At 43.9% G+C, this 22985-nt stretch carries 14 protein-coding genes; 3 read left to right on the top strand and 11 right to left on the bottom strand.

The genetic code is table 11. From position 1 onward, the window contains the following. The 6 genes from WKF69_RS09740 to WKF69_RS09715 all read right to left on the bottom strand — a co-directional run. On the bottom strand, nt 1-677 hold a 677-nt coding region (locus WKF69_RS09740), incomplete at its 3' end, for a TonB-dependent receptor plug domain-containing protein (protein WP_340381469.1). Nucleotides 678-999: 322 nt separating this feature from the next. Beyond that, nucleotides 1000-2343, bottom strand: a complete 1344-nt coding sequence (locus tag WKF69_RS09735; RefSeq protein WP_340381467.1) for a hypothetical protein — start codon at nt 2341-2343, stop codon at nt 1000-1002. A gap of 56 nt (nt 2344-2399) precedes the next feature. Next, the gene (locus WKF69_RS09730; protein ID WP_340381464.1) at nt 2400-3788 is read right to left on the bottom strand and encodes a DegT/DnrJ/EryC1/StrS family aminotransferase; all 1389 of its coding nucleotides are present in this window, start codon (nt 3786-3788) and stop codon (nt 2400-2402) included. A gap of 176 nt (nt 3789-3964) precedes the next feature. Beyond that, nucleotides 3965-5158 carry a RidA family protein gene (locus WKF69_RS09725; protein ID WP_340381462.1) on the bottom strand — a complete coding sequence of 398 codons (1194 nt, stop codon included), beginning with the start codon at nt 5156-5158 and terminating at the stop codon, nt 3965-3967. A gap of 20 nt (nt 5159-5178) precedes the next feature. Then, nucleotides 5179-5625 (bottom strand): high-potential iron-sulfur protein, encoded by a 447-nt coding sequence (locus WKF69_RS09720; RefSeq protein ID WP_340381460.1) that lies wholly within the window; start codon nt 5623-5625, stop codon nt 5179-5181. Nucleotides 5626-5637: 12 nt separating this feature from the next. Then, entirely contained in the window at nt 5638-7755 is a 2118-nt protein-coding gene (locus tag WKF69_RS09715; RefSeq protein WP_340381458.1) for a PVC-type heme-binding CxxCH protein, read from the bottom strand. A gap of 342 nt (nt 7756-8097) precedes the next feature. Here WKF69_RS09715 and WKF69_RS09710 point away from each other — a divergent pair, with 342 nt between their 5' ends. The 3 genes from WKF69_RS09710 to WKF69_RS09700 all read left to right on the top strand — a co-directional run bounded on the left by WKF69_RS09710 (nt 8098) and on the right by WKF69_RS09700 (nt 14359). Next, nucleotides 8098-10065 (top strand): hypothetical protein, encoded by a 1968-nt coding sequence (locus WKF69_RS09710; RefSeq protein WP_340381456.1) that lies wholly within the window; start codon nt 8098-8100, stop codon nt 10063-10065. Nucleotides 10066-10306: 241 nt separating this feature from the next. After that, nucleotides 10307-13210 carry a heparinase II/III family protein gene (locus tag WKF69_RS09705; protein WP_340381454.1) on the top strand — a complete coding sequence of 968 codons (2904 nt, stop codon included), beginning with the start codon at nt 10307-10309 and terminating at the stop codon, nt 13208-13210. 6 nt (nt 13211-13216) lie between these two features. Further along, the gene (locus WKF69_RS09700) at nt 13217-14359 is read left to right on the top strand and encodes a right-handed parallel beta-helix repeat-containing protein (RefSeq protein WP_340381452.1); all 1143 of its coding nucleotides are present in this window, start codon (nt 13217-13219) and stop codon (nt 14357-14359) included. Between the two features lie 248 nt (nt 14360-14607). Here the strand turns inward: WKF69_RS09700 and WKF69_RS09695 are convergent, their stop codons facing one another. From WKF69_RS09695 to WKF69_RS09675, 5 genes are all read right to left on the bottom strand, one after another. Continuing rightward, complete coding sequence (locus WKF69_RS09695; protein WP_340381450.1) at nt 14608-15330, bottom strand: GDSL-type esterase/lipase family protein; 723 nt, start codon at nt 15328-15330, stop codon at nt 14608-14610. 169 nt (nt 15331-15499) lie between these two features. After that, on the bottom strand, nt 15500-17638 hold the full coding sequence (locus tag WKF69_RS09690) for a hypothetical protein (protein WP_340381448.1): 2139 nt from the start codon (nt 17636-17638) through the stop codon (nt 15500-15502). A gap of 255 nt (nt 17639-17893) precedes the next feature. Beyond that, nucleotides 17894-18841, bottom strand: coding sequence for an amidohydrolase family protein (locus WKF69_RS09685; RefSeq protein ID WP_340381446.1), 948 nt, complete (start codon nt 18839-18841; stop codon nt 17894-17896). 386 nt (nt 18842-19227) lie between these two features. Continuing rightward, nucleotides 19228-21045, bottom strand: a complete 1818-nt coding sequence (locus WKF69_RS09680) for a RagB/SusD family nutrient uptake outer membrane protein (protein ID WP_340381444.1) — start codon at nt 21043-21045, stop codon at nt 19228-19230. Between the two features lie 21 nt (nt 21046-21066). Next, nucleotides 21067-22985 (bottom strand): SusC/RagA family TonB-linked outer membrane protein (locus WKF69_RS09675; RefSeq protein WP_340381442.1); only part of this gene is annotated, 1919 nt, incomplete at its 5' end.

Raw genomic sequence — 22985 nt, 5'->3', positions numbered from 1 at the left:
GATGATGCGTCCTTAAGAATTGTCATCGACTCGATCTCTTCCGGATTAATGCTTTCGGGCTCAAGACCCTCAACTGGCATTCCATCCACAACGTACAGCGGTGCGGTACTCTGAGTTAAAGATCCAGCCCCCCTTATAGTGATATTTACGCCACCTCCCGGCTGACCATCACTGGCAGATACCTGAACACCGGCTACGCGACCAGCTAGCGCTTCGGCGAAAGAACCTACCGGAGCTTTGGTCATATCTTCAACTGGCACAACACCAACAGAACCGGTAAGGTCTGGCTTTCTGACTGTACCATACCCAACTACAACAACCTCGTTTAACGAAGAACTTTCCACCTCAAGTGCGATGTTAATTGCAGTTCTAGTACCAACGACAACCTCCTGGGTTTTCATTCCGAGAAAACCAATAACTAAAGTTTCATTATTAGCCGCCTGGATTGTAAAAGTCCCGTTTTGAAGCGTTGTAGTACCCCTCGTTGATCCCTTCACTTTAATCGTTGCCCCCGGAAGAGGTTCGCCGGCATCTGTCACGCGGCCGGTAACGGTTTTTAGATTCTGCGACAAAACCTGCCCTGGCAGACTTAACAGCAGTACAATGAGCATCCCCATCCCTGCGAGAGAAGGGAGGAGCCTCTGTGTTTTGAAGATCATCATGTAAATTTTTAGCATAGTTTATAAATTAAATCCAGATTAAATGAGAGACCCAACTATCACGGGTACGTGCCCGCAACAGTAAAAATAAAATGTAATTTCCTTTTCAATGTGATAAAAAAAAATGTTGATTTGATCATATTCAGCAAAATTTCAAGATAATTTTTACTGTTGACCGTTCAAACTTTTAAAGTGGTTAGCCTTCTAATAAAAATTTGCCTTTTTCTACTCTCCTCACTTATTTGCCCCTCAGACTAAATTGTTTACGTAACCGAATATAATAAAATAATATAATTAATTAAAAAGATTTAACACTAATGTGCAAAAATAGATTGCCGGACTATTCATAAATTTCCCTGAAAGTTTTTTCAATTTTTATCAGGTCGGTTCGGGTATGTTCGTTCTCGGTAACTCTTGCAAGGGAATAGATCGAGCCATCCAATCCGATTGCGATTGAGTTAACATAAGTAGGCCGGTCCCCGTTAGCATAAAAGATCGGGCCGTGATCCATGTATTCGAGCTTTGGTATATTGTAAGTAATAAGATGCAGGTTTTCTAACCCTCTAGCAGCACCCTTCGCAATGGAATCAACACCTGTGAGTCGCTTTCCATCAATATAAATAGGTCCGCCGGTTAGGTAGTAAATAGTCTCTCCATCTTGCCCAAGTTGAAATCCAAGGTATCCGTAGCTGAATTGGTCGAATAACCCGCTTTTCATTGATAACTCAGAAGTAATGCGTCTGACAATCTCAAGCTTGGATTTGCCTGGCTCAAAACGAAACAGATATCCTGAATTTCCGTGAACGCCGTAAGCGGCATTTTCAGGCTTGTACCAAAATATCTTTCTCCAATTATATCCCATACTGCCCGGCAAGGTTGGATCATATTTGCCAAAATAATCAAGCCTGAGGTTAACATTTTCAAATTTGGATATTTTAAGGGCGTCCCTGTCATAAGAGAATATATCTCCTTCCGAAGTTGAAAAATAAACAAGGCCATTGTTAGGGTCCACCAGCAATGAGCGGCAAAGAGAACGGAAATCTGCACCCGGAGTACCTCCTTCTCCGTTACCGGAGATCCTGCCTAAGTTATTCAGCACGTTGGTATTTACATCATAATGAATAAAATTACCCTTCGGCCAGCTAATTCCATAGATATGGGCCCGGTCGCAATCCATTGTCATAGACACCATTCCCTCCCCTTCAGGAAGTAATGTGAGATCTTCAAATTGTCTAGTATTCAGATCATACGATAAGATGTGCCCGCCCGGATATTTCTTATATCCGGCAGGTGGATTGACCGGCATACGGTCCATACCATCAATTAACTCATAGTAACCTACGTGAGTCGAAAAATACAATTTCCCATCGCACTCGTAGAAGCGGGTATGACTCTTTCCTTGTGGGATGAAGTTTAAACCTTTCTCACCGCAGATCTCTGTCAGATCTGCTAAAAGCTCGGTTTCATCAGTTTTTGGATCATATACATACATTTTACCGCCAATTTCCAATAAGTCTGACGACAGAACATAATATATTCTTCCGTCGCTGGCCGTTGATAGCGCATTGTATGTATCGTGTGCTTCCGGAAAACCGGAATTGTATGTTTTTGCTCTTAAATTGTCCTGAAGCTCTGAAGACGGCAGCAAATCTACAATTTGCTCAGTCTCATCCATTTTACCCATAAATTATCTTAATCTTAATATTTTCTGCTCCTGCACACTATTTCCTTGTTCAGGAATTACTTTTTCATTGAGGTTTTAATAGCTCCGGCATTTTTGTGAATTTTATCTATCGCGTACACGATTGAATCCATATCTTCCTTGCTTCCCAATAATAAATTCTGTGTGAACCATACCGCCTCTGAACACAGTTGGTCATTCTTAGGGCACTGGTTACGCTCCATATATTTCGTATAATCGAGCAATTCCTTTGGATACATTTTCTTATAATTTTTAGAAGCAAATGCGTCTTTAAGGAATTCCTGTGTGTTAAGAGGTGCATAACCGCTTGAACATGGAACGCCTTCTGCCCTGAGGGCGGTTAGAAAATCAGTTCTTGACAATCCCCGAAACTGCTCTTGTTTATATCTGAATGGGAATAGATGGAATGCAGCCCGCGTTACTCCAGGATACAGCCTGTATGGCAAAATGCCTGGAATCTTTTCCATTTTAGACTTTAAGTAGGCAGCATTTTCATTCCGAGTGCCAGTTTGTTCTTCAAGCCGCTTTAGTTGGGCAAGGCCAATTGCTGCCTGATATTCAGTGAAACGCACTTTCGTACCCAATCTGATACTACCTGTTGCTATCGTTCCTACCGCACTTCCGTGTGGTAATCCAAGATTCTGGTATGAAACACACTTGTCCATAAACGCGTCATCATTGCTGATTATCGCTCCACCCTCGCCAATTGCGATATTCTTTGAGTTCTGGAAGCTGAAACAGCCTGCGTTACCAAATGTTCCTACGATTTGCTTGTTGATCTCAGCTAACGGCGCCTGACATGCGTCTTCAACGACAAGCAGATTATGCTTCTTAGCAATAGCCATTATCCGAACCATGTCGGCAGGTAATCCCATAATATGAACAGGCAAGATTGCCTTAGTTCTTGGAGTTATTTTTGCCTCGATCTTATCGGGATCTATCTGAAATGTTTCAGGATCCACATCTACAAAAACAGGCATAGCGCCGTTCGCCAGAATTGCCTGCACGGTGGCGATAAAAGTATAAGGGGGAACCAGAACTTCGTCGCCACCTTTGATATCTAACTGATTTAAAGCAACCACCAACGCGTTCGTACCATTCGATACAGTCAAAGTACGTTTAACACCAAGGGTTTTGGACCACTCACGTTCAAATTCGTCAACCTTCGCGGCTCGCGACCAGACACCGCTTCTTAATACATCAAGGACTCCTTTTTCATCAGCTTCAGGAATCCATATTGGCCATTTTATCCATTTGGCTTTATCCCATGCCGATGATCCGCCAAGGATAGCTGGCATACCCGTAGAATTCAAGCCTCCGGCCAGCAGCGAAGAAGTTGCCCCTAGCGCCATAATTGTAGCCATACCAGCTATCGAACTTTGCTTAATAAACTTCCGTCTCGATGCATCAGTTTTCCGATTTTTCATTAGAATTTGATTTGTTATTAAAAGACTATGAACCTGCCTGCCCGCAGGCAGGGGCTTACATGAGGTTATTATCATGCTCCGTTTACGTACCCGAAAATAATAATTATTTTCTCTTAAACAATAAATGTTAATAATAATATTAAGTATAGTTTATTTCTTGAGCTGTTCTCAGCTCCTTATTCCCTAACTGTTCCGATCATATCAACGGATATTCCAGCTCCATTTAAACCAATTCCTTTCAGCATTGCTTTCGACGCTGCGGGCGGGCGTTTCGGATCATAATATTTCGGCCTGAGGACACCCAGGCTTTTACTATACTGTTCGTTGCTAATATAATAAGTTGCTTTCAAGAGGTTATTGAAGTCAGATCCGCTGGCTCCAAGTACACTACCCATAGAACCAAAGAGGCTATTCACCTCGGAATCAGTATTGCCAGAGCTAACTCCGTAAAGGCCCGACAAATAAACCTTTTTTCCATAATTAAGCCTCGAAACCTTGCTGTAAACAGGTGACGGGGCCATGCCCGGAGGTGTGATATATTCTACTTGCGCTCCTTTAGCAGATTGTATTGGGGAGGATGCAATCAATTCTATTTCAATAACGGGGTCGGCACTGATCCAATCCACAAAAACCAGTGGCGGGATAGTTTCGCCTTTAAAGAAGTCAGTAAATTCTTTTTTAACAATATTTAAAGACGACATTGGAGTAAGAAATGACTTTATCTGCACAACATCTTTAATCGTAAGTCCTAGTGAACTTAAAGTTTCACTTAACTGCTTAAGAGTAGTTCTGGTAGCCTGAGCAAGATCGCCTTTGGCTGCCTGCCCTGAAACATAAACAACAGGACCTGCAGGAAGAATTGCTGATGAAGCTTCTTCATTCACCTTTGTGTCGGTAAACCTTACCCGATTACTTTTAAGCTTTGAAACCGCGATCGCATCTATTGAGATCAGGGCATCGGGATGTGCAAGTTCCCCTATGGCGAGTGTTACTGAGGGTTTTTTCCCTGTATTAAATTTCCGGCTAATTAACGACTGCACTTCTGGGATCAGATCGGTGTTTGTTAAAAAAACATTCAGCTTGATTATTTGATCCGCACCTGACCCAGATCTTTTTAGACTCTTAGAGATATTTTCAAATACCTGATCAAGCTGTGAACCTACATTGCCTTGACCTACAATTGCACCGCTTCCGTTGAGCGGTAAAAACTGCTTTGTGTGAACCAGAGGAACATTGCCCACTATCACCGCATCCGAGCTTCCTCTAAGAACGCTTGATCCAACGTATTGCACCATTGCCTGGTCGATTTTAATTTGCGCTGCGGCATTGATACTCGCCAACAGAGCATATAAAACAATCAAAACTTTCATCTATAAAGAATTACGGATCTTTAATTGCTGATGGGTGCCCAATAAGCGCAATAGCCTTCAGGCCGAACAGGGCCTTTAAATAACATACATCCCCCGCAAGGTTTATCTTTTGCTGGTGGCAGGTAAAGTGTGCAGTTGCTGCAGTGACTATCAGGAATTGGCGTCTTATTAACATAAGCGAGCTTCTTGCGCTTTTCAATTTCTTCGGCACTAACACCGGTGAGATCATCGCAAGGATTATTCTGCTGCGCTGTTTGCTCTTGTTGAGGCACCTGAGCCTGACTTGTTTTAATTGTATCCTGGCTGGCTTTAGGCTCATTGCCGGGGGTTGATTCAGGAATATTGTTCGCAACTGATTTGATGGAGGTACACCCCAGTAAAACCCCGCCTCCTAACAAAACGGTGCTTGTATAAAAATACTTTCCAATAAAATCCCTGCGCGAATATTTATTCTTGTTCTCTTTCATTTCGATCAACCGTTAATACATTTTTTTTAAAGCCACAACACCTGCTTTTACTCCTTGAACATTATCAGTGTTGATCTGGCTTAAGACTTCCTTCAACTGAACATTTGATGCTTCATTCTTGCTCAAACCTGTTTTCAACCCCTTAAGTAACGCTATTTGTGCTTTTTCATTGTTTAATACGGGCTGGGAAATAATATCTAAATACGATACCATTTGAGATTTATTATTTCTCGCTCCAATTATGGTTGACAGATCCTGAAGAAAAGAGCTTTTCCAGTCGCCTGCATTCTTAACAAATGAAGGACGCTGGCTTAAAGCCTTTAACAGCTCGGGGGACGAACCCGCTTCTGAACTTAGGACTGCATTTCTGAACCAGGCATCCTCTCCGTATTTTTCGACAACATTAGCCAATGCTGCAACTACTTCTTTATTGTTAAAATTACCTATGCTTAATGCAGCCTGAAATGCTACTCGTTTGTCAGTATCATTGGTCTTCTGGATCATCAACGGCAGGCTTTCAGGAAATTTTTCAGCAAGGATCAACGCGTTCTCTCTTACTCCCGGCGCACTATCCATTAAACCTTTCTTAACCACATCTGCAGTCAACGAGTTCAAGCCTTCAAGAACATACAGAGCATGGAGCCTTGCTCTCGGATCTTTACTGCTGCTGATCGACGCCTTTACAACAGGAACCGCTGACTTGTCCTGGCGCTCAAGCAGCAGACGCTGTGCTTGCAAACGCCACCAGCCATTATTTCTGCCTAGCACTTCCACTAACTTCGCGCTTGACATCCCTTTTAGATCCACAGAAGCATTTTTGTACGATGCATTCGTTGGCAGGATCCTATAGATCCTTCCTTTATCACTACCCGCCATAAAGTCCATGTCGGCTTTGAGATCATCAGGAATTGATACCGGTGTCTCAATGTGCTGTCTGTAATAGTCGAGAACGTATAAATATCCGTCCGGACCTACCGAAGATGTAACCGGGCGGAACCATGTATCAGTGGAATAGATAAATTCCCTTTCTTTCTCTTTCTCTCCGCGTTTTGCAGCCAGTACGGGGCTTTTCGCATCAGGTGTAAGAATATCTCTGTGCACAAGGTTGCCCGCAACATCGGTTGTAAACAAATTGCCGTAAAATTCCTTAGGAAGTGCATCGCCATTGTAAATCATACCCCCGGAAGCGCCCGTGAAACGATCTTCAGCGTATTCAATACGATTCATATTGTTCTCTTTGTACATTTTATTGCGCTGGTTCGTCCGTTCAGCTCTCCAGTAAGGAGGAGCAGTTTCCTGGAACATGATCTCCTCGTGATCTGTAATTGTCGCATTGAATTTCGATGTTGGGAGGAAGGCATGACGATGCGTGTACCTCCATGGTATAACAGCCTGCTGGAGGTGGATAGAGTTCTCGGTAAAGAAGCGATGACCCCAGTCATCTATAGTTTGACCGAATTGCCCCGGCCCTGTTTCCAATTCAAAAATATTCCTGTCAAGTCTAAAACGAAAGTCTGCCCCGCGAACCTCTACAGGAGCCTCACCGGGGGTTTTGCTGAAAGTGACCTTTCCGCTTTGTCCTCTATTATTCGCATAGATCCAGTTGTCGATGCCAAACCTCAGGCTAGTGACCTGAGCTTCTGAATTATTTTGAAAAAATCCGGAAAACAGTATTTCGGAGGTGTCTGATTTTCCATCACCATTAGTATCTTTTAGATATAGAATATTAGGAGCTGCGGTAACTATCAGGCCACCTTTCCATGGAAGGACACTGGTAGCTTCGGTAACGTTTTCTGCAAATATGGTTGCCTTATCGATACGTCCATCACCGTTTGTATCAGAAAGCATTTTGATGCGTCCATGACCTTTACCCGGCTCTACCTCATAAGGATAATCGGGCATTTCAACCACATAAGCATTGCCCATTTCATCGAATTCCAGAGCAACAGGATCAACAACAAACGGTTCGGCGGCGTAGATCTGCGCAGAAAAACCCGGAGCCACATTTAGCTTTTTAAGGGATTCTTCAGGGCTCAAAGGGCCAGCATAGCGCTGAGCAATACTATCCCCTGTTATTAAGGCGAATGGTAATAATAAAAGGGCAAATTTACGATGTGAACTAATTTTCATTCCCGCTATTTTATATGATTAGTGTTTATATTTCTATTTTTTTTTATTGCTTTTTCGGCGCCTAAACAGGCTAACTTGAACCTGCTACGGTTACGTACCCGAAAATAGTCAGTATATTCCGTAAAGTCAAATAATATTTTAAATGAGTTGACATTACAGTTTAATACCTCGTACCGCACCTTCAACTCTCCGGCGCCAACTGGAAACTCATCAATCTTGTAATTTGCTTCAAAAACCGCGAATAATCCAGACCTTGCCAATCTTAATGAAATCGAACAAGAAAAATATAAAGACATATTAGTGAAAATATTTTATATTTATGGGTACGTACCCATAACCATTATGAGATCGCAAACGATTATTTTTCTTGGCATCAGTATTCTTGCATTCTCGAATGCATTTTCTCAAAAACCAGTACAGGTAATTCCGCTGGCAGACAGTACAGGCTTTACTGTCGAAACGGCAACGCAAGACCTGGGCAATGGCTTTTATGATCATGGGGTGGCCTCCCCTATTAGCAACCATCGCGGAGTAGTATCAACAGTCGACGGAAACGGAAGAAATGTTGTATTGGTGTGGCTTTTTGACCACCGTGGAGGCTATGCCTTGTTGATGATTGACGCGCAGACTGGCAAAAGCGAGGAGTTTCCTATTCAGTTCGATCCGAAACAGGATACCCCCTATTCTTCGATCTTATCAAGTGACAATAAATTTTACACTCTTTTCAGAGATCATTTTACAGAATTTGATCCGGTGAAACGGGCTTTTACATTTACTAAAGGTACAATGCCTCAGATGGCTATGGCTATGACCGAGGATGATAAAGGAAAGATATGGGCTGTAACTTACCCAAACAGTGGCATTGTTTCATTCGACCCTAAATCAAGATATTTGAAGGACTATGGGTATGTAAATAAAGAGAACTGGCGGCAATATCAACGGGCGATGGCAGCTGATGATACCGGATGGATATATTTCGGTCTCGGAAATGCAAGCACCCAGTTATTTGCCTTTAACCCGGTTACAGGAACTGCCAAGCCGATCCTCCCTCAAAGCGAACGCAAGCTAGGGCAGGCGTTGGTATACCGCGATCTCAATGGTAAAGTTTACGGTCAAACGACCGGTGCGATCGATAATGAGTGGTATGAACTTTATAAAGGAGAAGGCAAAAAGATTGGCATGTACAATAACCGTAAGCCTAAAAACATAACTACCGGTACGCAGAACCTTTTCGATACTAGCTTCCCGGACGGAACGATACTAAAGAGACTTGATCTTGTAGAGCGTATTCTGATAACTGAAGATCCGAAAACCAGGATCGCGACAAAGGTAAATTTTGACTATACCAGCGATGGCGCTATCGTTATGGGCATCGGAGCTGCACCTGACGGTTCTATTGTTGGTGGAACAGCTTTCCCCATGCGGTTCTTTAATTATGATCTTAAAAAAGATAAGTGGGTTAACCGGGCTGCCCTGGGCCAGTTTAATGCTTTAGTAAATCAAAATAAGAAAGTTTATTTCGGAGTATATAACGGTGGACACCTGATCGAATGGGACCCTTCAAAACCATGGGTAAGAACGGTTCGGGGGAATAAAAATTCGAATCCTGTATATTACGCTAACGCGGGACATGACATTGTCAGACCATTCCGGATTATTGCCCATCCGGACGGAAAAACGATCATTATGGGAGGTACTCCAGAGTACGGTCTCACCGGTGGTGGCCTCCTTATCTGGGATAATAAAATCCAGAAGGCTGAACTGCTCACTGATGCTGAGGTTGTCAAAGACCAGAGTAGCATAAGTCTGGTTCCGTTACCGGCAGGAAAACTACTGGGGGGAACTACTACTGCGCCAGGTACAGGGGGCGAGAAAAAAGCGACTGAAGCAGCTCTTTATATTATGGATTTGGCATCAAAAAAAATTGAATGGCAAAAGGTTCTTTTTCCCGGAGCACAGGAATATAGCGAAATGAGATCGGCTCCGGAAGGATTGGTTTATGGCATAGTAGATAAAAAAACATTCTTTGTGTTTGACCCTGTTAAAAAAACCATCGTTCATAAGCAAGATCTAACTGAAAAATTCGGTCTTACAACTGCAGAGCAAAGCCCAAGAATCTTCGTAGAAGGCCCCAAAGGGGAATTTTTTATCCTCTTCGGAAAAGGGGCCATCGTTCAGGTGATGCCCCAAACTTATGAGATGAAATTGATAGCGACTTCGCCAGGGCCAATTAAAGCAGGCGGCGATTATTCTCAGGGGCGGATATTTTTCGTCAGTGGCTCTCATTTATATAGTTATGTTTTAAAGTAATCGGTTAGCGGTAATCAGTAATCCTATGAATCCTATAAATCCTTTAAATCCTATTACTCCTAATCCAGACAATCGAAAGTTCCACCCCCTACTCCCGCCAGCGGAGGACAACGGGCGCCTACTTATCCCGACTCCTCAATTTTACCGTTTTTTAGTACTAATCACCCTCCTAATCCTAAGCAGCCCAGGATTTGCTCAACGAACTCACGGCGGATTTTATACCAGGGAAAAGCTAATCAACTTGCAGAGCAACTGTAATAAATATGAATGGGGCAAAAAACTAAAAAGTAACGCTGCAAACAAGGCAGCATTTTGGGTTTCGAAAAGCGACACAGAGCTTTGGAATATGGTGCAGGGACAGAATTTACCCCGGACTATTGACGTCACATTTGACCGTCTCACAAAAGGGCCGAAGATCCTTGGATGTTTAAAATGCGGTCTCGATGTTCTTCAGTATGGAAACTATCCCTATGAGCCGGAATTTGAAAAAAAACCATGGAAGCTTACCTGTCCTTCATGTAAGAGTGTTTTCCCTACAAACGATTTCGGCAAATTCTTTAAAAGCGCCATCGACGAAACTGGTCAGTTTGACGCATCTAAAGGCGATAAAAGCCTGCTCTTTAACGCTGATCACCCAGATCCGAAAGACCCGCTTCACCAGTATGGAGTAGACGACGGGTTTGGGTACATCGATCAGAATGGCAGGTCGCATAAATTCATCGCTTATTATAACTGGAAGCACTGGGATTACATCAATAAAGCCCTTACCGAGCTTGGTGACGCCTATATCTACAGCGGGAATAAGCTGTATGCACGTAAAGCAGCAATCATTTTTGATCGTCTGGCTGATATTTACCCAGCGATGGACTGGAATCCTTATGCTTCCAGAGGGTGGTATGGATCTGACGGCGGAACGCTGATCGGTAAAATTGGTGGTAACATTTGGGAAACAAGTTTGGTGAGAATATTTACGGATAATTATGACAAGATAATCAGCGGAACGATTGACAACCCCGAACTCTACTCCTTCTTGAAACGCCAGTCAACGAAATACAAGCTTCCTGGAGCTAAGGGCACCCGCGCGCTTTTCATTAAGAATGTGGATGACGGTCTTTTGAGAGAGGTCTACAATGGCGCACTGTCGAAAAAGGTAAAGGGAAACCAGGGTATGCATCAGCTTGCTGTGGCAATGGCCGCGGTGGCACTGGACACACAACCAGAAACAACAACCTGGCTCGACTGGGTATTCTCTGCTGACGGAGGGAATATCTCCGGACAAATGATCAATAATCTCGATCATGACGGTACCACGGAGGAGGGCGCACCAGGTTATACATTTATGTGGGGACGGCTGGTTACCGACATTGCAGATCGTTTGGAGGGATACAAAGGATACACAAAACATAATATTATTACGGAGTTCCCGCAATATGGCACAACGTTTATAGCGGCCTACCGGATGTCGGCACTCGGAGTTGCTCTTCCAAACATAGGCGATGCAGGCTCTACAGGATTTGTCGGCAACTATATTGATCCCAAATTCATAGCAAAAGGTTTTAGATACACCGGAGATCCTGAATACGCTAAAGCAGCCTATAGGGGTAATAAGAATTCAGCCGAAGGCCTTGAAAGAGATATTTTTGCCAAAGATCCCGACCGGATATCTGAAGAGATAAGAAAGATCGGGGAAGGCGCAGGACCTCGTCCGATTGGGGGCTACTTAATGAGCGGATTCGGGCTGGCTATACTCGAAAGTGGTAACGGGGCCTCCGGAATAGCGCTGACCAATAATTATGGCCGGACAATGAAGCACGCTCATCCGGACATGCTTAATTTTGACCTATTTGCGTTTGGCAACTGGCTGGCGCCCGACCACGGGTACCCGGAATATGCAACCCCGATGCCCAGCAACAACGACTGGACAGGGAGCACTATTTCTCACAACACTGTTTTTGTTAACGAACAGCCGCAGAAAGAGATATGGAGCGGCTACTCGAGGATATTCAAACAGCTTGATGATTTTGGTGTATTTGAGCTCGATGGCAAAAAGGCTTATCCCGGATTAGAAACCTATAAAAGGACCATGTTCCTGATTAAGGCTGGAACGGACAGCAACGCCTACGTGATAGACCTCTTCCATGTTGAGGGAGGAAAAGACCATGTATACAGCTTCCATGGGCCGCCGGGAGAGATCACAACATTGGGGCTTGCATTAATACCACAGATAGAAGGAACTTATGCAGGCGAGAATATTTCAAAAGGAACTGGCGTCAATGGATTCCCGAGGGGTTACTCTTTTCTTTATAACGTCAGGAAGGATCTAAGCCCGCCGGGACAGTTCATGATCGATTGGAAGGTTGAACCAGGCTACCGCACTATTAAAACTGAAGATAACATACATCTGAGAATGTATTCCGTTACTCAGTCGAATGATATTGCCCTTGCAGATGGTGATCCGCCACAGAACAAACCAGGCAATCCTAAAAAGCTTGGGTATGTGCTTATGCACAAAAAAGGAGAAAACCTTAGTAGCACGTTTGTTTCAGTTATTGAGCCTTACAAGAATAAACCGTTCATTAAGAAAGTTAAACGGCTTGCAACCAGCGATTCAGACCAGATCGCTCTACAAATTGAGCAGACCAACGGCGACATTGACTACGTAATGTATAATTCGGGCACGAAAGACATCAAGTTGTCGAATAATATCTCGATGTCCGGTTCAATCGGTTATCTCCGAATGAATTCTGATAAAGCTATCAAAGCGGTGCTTGTAAATGGAACCTCACTAAGCGACGGAAAGTTAAACTTAAAATCCCAGGGGCAGATCACAGGTAAGGTAGTAGATATGAACAAAGAGACATCCGGCGGAGGATGGATCATAGTCGATCAAAAGCTACCGGAAGGTGAAACACTAAAGGGTGAGCAAATCTTCGTTAACACAGACGGTGAAAGAGATGCCAGCTATACAATTGTCGATGTTAAACGCGAAGGTGAATTCAGCAGGGTAGTTTGCGGGCCTATCTCATTTGTGAGTGGTATGAAGGCAGATTCACCTGCGGGAAGCCACAACTACCGTTATGATTTCGAACAGGGCGCCGAATTTACTATCACGTCACACAGCGAGTGGCCATTAATTAAGAAATAAATAATTATGGAAAAGAACTTTAGCAGAAGGCAATTCGTTACTGCAGCCGCCTCAGCAGGCTCACTGGCAGCCTTAAGCTCAGTAAGCCCCGTCCTCGCAGGTACTGAGAATATTGACCCGTCAATAGCTGACAAAACAACGTGGAAGAAAATCGGTAACACTGTTTACGGTGCTAAAGCTGATGATAGCGGCCCAATAGGCGGTGGCAAAGGTTATAAGAAAATTGTCACGAAGGGAGATTATGTAGCTGAAGATCTTGAAACATTGATTGATGTGTTGTCTAAGGCTAAATCAGGTCAGGTTGTTTTTATTCCCGGTAAGGCTGTTATAGATATGACAACCTTCATCTACATTGATAAAACAACGTTGAAGATTCCTGAGGGGGTTACTTTTGCGAGCGATCGCGGACACGATGGTTCGCCGGGCGCGCAAATAACCAGCGACAGTCTCGACACCCCTCTCATGATACAGATCATGGGACCTAACGTCAGAATTAGCGGAATACGTTTGCAAGGGCCCAACCCGAAACGATATCTCGATCATCACAAAAGAGCATTCAGCACAGGCGGCCCAGGCCACAACTATTATTATAAATTCCCGACTTCCAACGGGATCAATATTAAGTTTCCGAAAGCGGAGATAGATAACTGTGAGATCTCGGCATTTTCACATGCCGGTATCAACCTACCTGGAGGCAACAATCATCATATCCACCATAATCTGATATATAAATGCCAGTATAACGGACTTGGTTATGGAGTAGCACTTGACAACTCATCAGCCCTTATTGAATACAATATCTTTAATGAAAACCGTCATTCTTTAGCGGGTACAGGAAGGATCGGATGCAGTTATACCGCCCGTCACAACGTTCACGAAGATATTTCTTTAAGCCATTGCTTTGACATGCACGGGGGCCGTGATCGCAAGGATAACACTACCATTGCCGGTACCCTCATAGAAATATATAATAATACGTTTTATGCGCCGCAAACGGCAGTTGTTATACGGGGTGTACCTCAGGTTAAGTGTGATGTCCGCCAAAACTGGCTGACCACTCATAAGGATGCTAAGGAGGCTGTACGGGCAGAAGATAAAACGTTTGTTACTGACAATTTATACGGAGCTAATCCCTCAAAGCCGGGATAAGATACGAAGTCTGACCCTGCCTGCCGGCAGGCAGGGTCTGAAATCCGACGTCAGAGCCTAAACGCTTTACAATACCTAAATAGGAGCTTATATGTAGCTTCTTTTTATTTGTATTTTATTAATATCCAGTTTTAGCTAAGCACCGGCTAAGGAAGGATATAGACAGCTCCATCCTACGCTGATCCTACGCTCGTCCTACACTCACCTTACGCTAAGTGTATGTCTAACAAAGCCTGAAAATTCAGAGCTCAGTTCTCTGCCCTCTTTATAATTTTTACTATTGCATCAGCGATAAGCTTATGTCCTATGTCATTCGGATGAGTACCATCAGGCAATAAAGAATCGATGCTTTTGGGATCTCGACGGGTAAACCTGTAAAACAGCTTCCATGAATCAATAAAGTAAGTCTTATTTGATTTTGCCACGCTTTTCGCAGCTTTTCTGTATTGAGTTAGGCGCTCGTAACGAAACCTGTCAAGCTTTGAGCCTACAGGATTCGGTGTTAACACAATGACTTTCCCGTTATCCTTCCTGATCTGAGAAATGAAGTAATTAAGATTTTCAATGTACTTTTCAACGGGGATACGTGAAGTAGTTCCTATACCTTTATCCTGATATGCGTCATTAAGTCCAAAGTTCAATGTCACCCAATCTGCGTGGTGATTTAGAACAGCTTTCTCAAAACGATCCATTCCGTGTTCGATTTTTGTATAGTCATTGTCTTTCACAGAGCCAGAATGGCTTCCCCCGATTCCGGAATTTATTACCTTATTCTGTATTCCGGACGCATCGAGCAAGTCATGAATGCGGATAGCGTATACTTGATTGACACCTTTCCTCGGCGCAGTAGTGGAGTTGCCAAAAGTCACAATCACCAGCTCCTTGCCGGTTTGAGCAGTAGCTGTCTTACTCAAGAGTGAAAACACGACGATAGTAAAGGTGAGTCTTAAACAGGCTTTATTGAAGGTCATTGAGGTTTGTTGTTGGTTGTTTTGCCGCGCTGCGCCTGCCTGCGGTAGGCAGGCTCGCAATGACAGGCTACTATGTTATTGGTTGGCCGGACGGAGATGCTCCGTAAGCATTGTACGTCTGTGCATCTTGTTACTTGATACTTAATACTTAATACTTGATACCTAATACTTATCCATGAGCAACTGCATAAACTTTTATTTTATCCAGACTGACGCTCACAAGCGTGTGTCCATTCTTCAATTTCTCTACCCTGATGTCTCTTTTCTCATCACCAATTTCCGGGCTTAGCAACTTTATTCCTGAGAGATCAGGCCCGCCTTTCGATATCTCGTATTTGAGCTCATTGTCGGTGATCTTTGAGTTAATAGCAGCCAATATTGCATTCCCCGGAACGTCTTTAACTGTAGGATGAGGAACACCTTCCATTTGAGAGTTCATAAAGTGTATAACCGGTTTATTCTTGTACATCCTGATCCGGGCCGCCCAGCCGTTCCCTCCGGATGTTTGACATATCAGGGGTTTGAATTTGCCGGCCTGTATAAGCTCCGCCAGAGGATTGCCGGTAGTGGCGGGAGTGTTAATTATTGTCAGGTTCTTATACTTTATTTTAAGAAGCTTGTCAGAAAGCGGAGCCGCCCTTTTAAAACCCTTCTCGTCATGGGTACCGAATGGCAAGGCCACCCAGGCAGTTCCGCCCTTTGCAAGGTAGGAACTGATCGCACTAAACTGCTTGTCTGAAATACACCCAGACCCATCAATCACAACAGGAGTTTTCTCTTTTGAAAGTGCGTCTGCATCAGCAAGTTCTTCATAACGAAGGAAGCGATATCCTACATTCGTATAAACAAAATGCCCGGACCATGCCCTGGCTTTAGACCAGTGCTCAACTCCTTTTTCATCTTTGTATCCATTGTCCTTGCATAACTTGTTATTCACCAATCTTATCTCGACGATATCTTTACCGTCACGGATATCCAGGTCGCTATGTTTTACTTCCCAATTATTCGTCGCGCTGATCACATCTTCCTGTTCCATCGCGTCCTCAGGGTCTTTTTCCAATCTCTTAGTTAGCGTACTGCTCCAATTTGCTACACCCCAGAACCGGCTCAGGGTCCATCCAAAATAACCGCCTATCTCATAAATTGTATAACTAAGCGCCATTGCAACAGCATTTCCACGCCACTGAGCAATATCTTTCTGATTCAAAGCCTCAGCATCCATGTGCACCCAGTCAACACCCTTTATATTGGTGCCGACATTCTCCAGCATAAAGAAATCAAGATGCGGAGCTATTTTTTCCAGGTCCAGGGAAACCGCGTTAAGAATTATGGGACCCGTACTCGAACAGCATGACATTAATGGCTTATCGCCCAATATGGTCTTAATCATTTTGACGTGGTCAACGATCCCATCAGTTTTCATGCGTATCCAATCCCGGAACACCGGATTCTGATAATTACCCCATTGCAACATCGGTTTAGTGGTATCGCCAAAAAAACTCTTGTCTGTAAAAGGGGGGATTTCGTGGCCATAATCCCTTTTAAATCTGGCACGGCAGTGTTTACATCCGCAGGTAGTTAAACCGGCATAATCGCACATATCATCTACCTCTATGCCGTCAAGAGGAACTTCTTTAAGCAAACGCTGAAGGTACTTAGCATGCATGTCAAGGAAGCCCGGGTTATTGTGGCAGAACGCCTCCATCTGGTATTGCCTCGCATATCCCCTGCTGCCATCTCTCAGGTCCACTTCACATATATCGTTAAAAAAATGCCCTTCGTATTGTGCTTGATCCCTTGCTACTTCGTCATGAAATAACAATACATGATGCCTTTGCCCTCTATGCAGCCTTTCAAACTCGGCTTTATCCCGCGGACGTTCTGTATGGTTACAGGAGTAATGATCCATAAGTTTGATATTATACTTATGAAGCTCATCTGCGACTTCAGCCATATAACCATGAAGGGCGCCGAAGTAATTGGAAAAATCGAACCTGATATGCCACCCGAAAATAATTGCAGTATCAATTTTAGCTTCAGCAAATGCTGCTGCCCTCCGTTTGATCTCATCCCTAACCCCTTTTTGAGACCATTGGAGTTCATTAATCGTAACCCACCAGCTCGCAGTGCGCGTTGGTATAAACGGAAGGGATGGCCCCGATTGTTTATAGGATGGTACTACTGCCGGAACAATTACATCCTTTGCCGGATGAGCTTGCACCTCTGTAAAGGGACTAACAAGTCCAAGGCCTAAACCGGTTAATGATACTTTCCTGATAAAATCCCGCCGCGGGTTTTTCTCCTTCATAGGACTATATTTTCTATTGTTATCGTAACTAACGTCTACTATATACCACTGGATACGTACCCACCGAAGTTTAACCGCAGAGGGCGCAGAGTACAGGCGCAGAGAGCACAAAGTTTTTCACAAAGTGCTTGTTGAGGTCGTTTGGTTTGATTTCTTCTCTGCGAACTCTGCGAAACACTCTGCGTTAAAGTAGGCGTCTTGCCAGTTCAACATAGGGCTTGCCCTATATCTTATTTGCCTTATACAATTTTGTTCTTATAACCGGAACAACTTTTTAGCGTTGTCATGCAGCAGTTTCCTTTCAATCTCTTTACTTGGGGAAAGTCTCCGGATAGCTGCAATTGTCGCTGCTCCCTGGCATGGCGCCCCTACTCCAGCCTTATCATCGCAATCGCTGCCATACAACAATTTATCCTGATGGCGGCTTAAAAACCCGCGAGCCTGATCTTCATCCCTGGTCATAGAACTGAGACCTGAACCTCCGGACATGTCACCGTACATATTTGGATAATCTCTAAGCAGCCTGTCTGTAAGCCCGCCTGGTGTTACTTTGGTTTTAGGGTATAAAACATTCTGGTCAGTGTGGTTCTTGTCTATATTTGCCCAGAATGTCTGAGAATGTCCAATAAAATTCACCTTAGGATATTTCTTCAACATCTTATGAAAACGGTCGTAGCCTCTATTGTACATATTGTATTGCCAGTGCATAAGCACGGGAACATTGTACGCCTGTGCGAGCTCGTATATTTTGCGCATTTCAGGAGAGTCGCATTCTACATTAAACTTCAGTTCCCCAATTACCTTCGCTCCCAGCTTCAGGTATTTTTCAAGCTCGGGTATTGCACCCGGAAAGTCAGGTACTTCGCAGGCTCCGTAAGTGAACTCATCTTTATGCAACTGAGCATAATTATAGCATATCTCGTTTCCGCCAGCCTTAACCTGCAGGCCATTACTAACGCCATAATGTGTTGAGCCATAGCTTAATGGCCGCCCTGCCGGCAAAAGAATAGTTGTCGTAATTCCCATTGCGCGCTGGTGGGCGTGCATCTGCTCCTGGGTTCGGCCAGCGTAGTCTGTGTGCTGATGGATGTCGATTATCGGCTCCTCCGCTAAAAAGTCAGCGGCCTGCAGATTCATAGCAAATCCGGCAAACAATGCTCCGGAACCAGCAATAAAATATCTTCTTGAAATTGGCTTTTTCATATATACGTTAACGTACCCAATATACCCATTTCCCTAAATAAATAAAATTCTGGATTTCTATTTCCCAAGGGTTTATTGCCAAAGGTGAGTACCCCTGCTGAAATAAAGCTTACCCTGTTTATCGACGGTGAGCCTGGATGCTTTCTCCAATAAAAAGATAAGTTCCTCACTTGCAGGATCCACCTTAAATAACTTTCCCCCTGCTGTTCCATATATATTACCATCCGGGTGTAAAGCACCCCATCAAACGACACTATGCTAATCTTTAATTTCTTTAGCCCGTGATCCGTGTAATCCTTAGATCAAAGCCCTGTTTTCTTCTCAACGTCTTGCGGAGGGTTTTACCCCTCCTTAGACGATACTTAACTACAAAAAACTCTTCAAAATTACCAACCTGGATTCTGTACCAGTTTTGGATTTGCTAATACTTCAGACTGCGGTATTGGCATACGGTACATTTTTGTATCAAAAAACCGGGTATCTATTGTTTTAATCTGATACTCAAGCGTTCCGTCTTTTTTGTAAATCGGAATCTGAGCCTTAATATCGGTCATTGTTGACGGCAGAACTTTCCAGCGGCGCACATCCCAGAAGCGATGTTCCTCGTATGACATCTCAACACGACGCTCGTGATGGATCTTTGTACGCACCTGATCTTTAGTGCCGCTCGTTAACGGTGGCATACCGCCTGTTTGTCCGAGATATTCAGTACGGCCGGTTGGATATTTCGCACGGGTTCGTACCTCATTCACCGCCTGGAGCGCAGTCTTTCCAATCCCTAATGCATCCACATCGGGGCCAAATGCTTCATTCATTGCTTCTGCATAATTAAGCAAAACTTCCGCATACCTAAGGTATGGATAGTTCTGATGAACCCGGGTTCCTGCAGCAGCTGAACGGGCATCCCAGGTAACGTTTAACGTTTGATCAGCGAACTTTACACTATAAACGAACGTGTTATAATTTTGCGTTTCCTTCAGGTAACCCATATTATGTGCGCCGGATTTATTATGGCCAGGCTCCGGATTACCGAATTCAGCTGTTTTACCAAAAACTTTAGAACCGTTAAAAATGCAGTCGCGGTAAAAACGTGGATCACGATTTTTGAAAGGATCCTGAAAGTTGTGTCCGGAAGCAGGATCATCAACGAAATAGGCCGCGCCGTTTTTGAGAACCTCGTACTCCTTAACCATATTATAAGAAACCTGATTTACACCACCTACACCGTAAGCACCTGCTCCGTTATAAAGTGTGTACGGAACGTGAGTTGCACTGTGATAGCTCATAGGCTCCTGCATACGAGCAAAAATAATTTCTGAATTTGTCCTTGTGATGAAAAGTGATGCAATATCTGGGTGTAATTGGTAGGTATTCAAAGCAATAAGGTCTTTCGCTGCTCTTGCGGCAGTTTCCCATTTCTTTGCATCAAATTTTCCACCAGCCGGGGTATTGGTTGGGCTACCTGAATCATTCCACAAGGGGCTCGCAGCATATAGTAGCATCCGCGCTTTTAAGGCAAGTGCAGCACCCTTTGTAGCCCGGCCGAGCTGAGCATCGGGCTGTACTAATGGAAGGTCTGCAGCGGCTTCATCACATAACTGAGTGATGTAGGCTATCGTTTCGTCATAATTCGATCTTTCAATGAATATATCCGCGTCCGTCGGCGACACCACCTTCTTCAAGAGTGGCAAACCACCGAATTGCTTGGCGAGCTCAGCAAAATTGAACGCAAGCAGAAACTTCGCTTCAGCTTTCCGGATCTTCCGGGTGTTATCATCAAAATTGTACTGAGGATCCGCAGGTACCTTGTCAATATGGGACAGGAACAAATTACAAGCCCTTATGGCCGAATTGTTATTAGTCCAGTCAGCGTACCAGAACATGCCAGTAGAATTGGGCGTCCACGACCCCGAATTAAAATCCCGAACATTGACATTACCGCTAACAATTGTTGATCCGTTGTCTGTAGCTGTTTCCAGGTGAGCCAGGTTACGCCAGCGTGGTCCTGCAAAGTCTGTGTGTGCTAAAACTGGAATTATCTGGCGGTAGATATCCAGTAAAAAACGTTCGCTGTATTGCGGGCTGCCAAACACATCCCCCTCAGTCAATCCTGTGGTTGCCGGGTCTAACAGGTCAGTTCCGTCCTTACTGCACGCCGAAGTCAGCGTGATGAGAACTGCGATTATTACAAATATCTTCTTCATATACTATGTCTTAAATCTATCTTAAAATGTAACATTAAGCCCTAAAGCATAAAACTTATTTTGTGGCGAATATGCTCCGGTTCCCTGCCCGTTTGCCGATCCTAAAGAACTGAAATATTCCGGGTCGATGTTGTATTTACCTAAATGATCAAAGGTAAGCAGGTTACTTCCGTTCATAAACACTCTTACATTAGCTAACCGAAGCTTTTTAGCTAATCCCTGTGAAAGAGTATAGCCAATCTCTGCAGTTTTCAAGCGCAGGTATTCCGCATTAAGAAGATTGAAGCTGGATGCTTCCCTTGTATAAGCGGACCCTCCGATCTGCAGGGATGGATAAGTTGCGGTTGCTCTGGTATCCAGTCCGCGCGAAGGATCGTAAATCCAGCGGCTTTCTTTATGGAATGGTTGTACATTCGGACCAAATTCATTACTTATCGGTCCTGAAGGACGGATGCTTACGTTAGATGCACCCTGCCAGAACGTAGAAATGTCAAATCCTTTGAATTCCAAACCTAAATTAGCACCAAACATTTTTTCAGGAAGGTCTGAATAGCCGATATATTTTCTGTCGTCGGTATTGATGATCCCGTCTTTATTTAAGTCCTCAAACATCAGGTCACCTGCAATAAGCGCTCCCACAGGTTTAGCTACAGCAGAGTTGGTTAGATCAGGAGTGTCGTAAAATTTCCCTGTCCATATGTAACCGAAAGGCCGGCCTATCGGATTACCAGCTTGTGCCTGATATTCATATTTTTGAGGTCTTTCAGCGATATAGTCGATGTTGTTGCGTACAAATGTATAATTACCGCCGATGCTGAACCCTAGCTGACCAATCTTGTCGCGGAAGCTCAATTCCATCTCATAACCGCGGTTTGTAACCTTTCCTATATTAAGCGCAGGAAGTTTCGAGCTTAATAAACCAGTATAGAGTGGTATATCATTTCTCCTCGCCAGAATGTTGCTCCTTTTTTCCTGGAAAATATCCCCCGTAAAGCTCAACCGGCTTTTAAATAATCGAAGATCCACTCCAATATTTGCTTTCCTGGCAATCTCCCAGGACACCTTGTCGTTGCCTAGAGTCCCTTCAATAAGTCCGACTTGACCGACAGGAGATACTCCTAAACTATAATAACTTGGATTAGTATTTGAAGATCCGGGTGCCGGCGGGTTGGTAAATTCATAGCGATACAGGTAATTAAATCCAGCTATCTGGTCATTCCCTACCTCACCGTAAGAACCTCTGAATTTAAGAAAATCGATCACCTTGACATTCTCTTTCATAAACTTCTCTTCTGATACTACCCAGCCCAGGGCCCCGGCAGGAAACAAAGCATACCTGTTACCTTTACTGAATTGATCGGACCCATTATATCCTACATTTCCTTCAATAAGGTATTTGTCTTTGAAAGCATAGGTTACACGACCGGAAACACCCTGAAATGATCTTGGAAGAGCAATGTGTATCTCATCAGTTGTCCGAATGGCGACTGCCAAAGCAGTAACCTTGTGCATTGCATTAAAAGTACGATCGTAGTTTATAGATGCCTCCGTGTATTGAGTTCTTGTATAATCCTGGAAACTACTATTAATACTATATTGCGGAATAGTCGCCGGGCGCTCTAGTTTGTAAGCTTGAGTGGCTGGATTATAAGACCAGATTGAAGGCTGTTCATAATTATATTTAGTAGATCCCGAACCAAAAGACATAGCATATTTTCCGCGTACATACAGGCCCTTCGTTAAAAAGCCCAGTTTCTGGGTGAGTGCGAAGTTAGATTCGAGCGTATTTTGTAATCGCCTGTAAAATCCGCTTTCATATAGATCAGAAAGTGAATTCCAGCCTAATACCCCATTGCCAAAGGCATACGTACCATTTGGATTATATAAGGGGCTGGTATTTGGTAACCGATTCACTATATCACCCCATGCGGTAGCGTTTA

This window comes from Daejeonella sp. (assembly GCF_037719425.1).
Taxonomy (GTDB): domain Bacteria; phylum Bacteroidota; class Bacteroidia; order Sphingobacteriales; family Sphingobacteriaceae; genus Daejeonella.
Note: the sequence above shows the minus strand (reverse complement) of the source record. Positions and strands in the feature narration are given on the sequence as shown.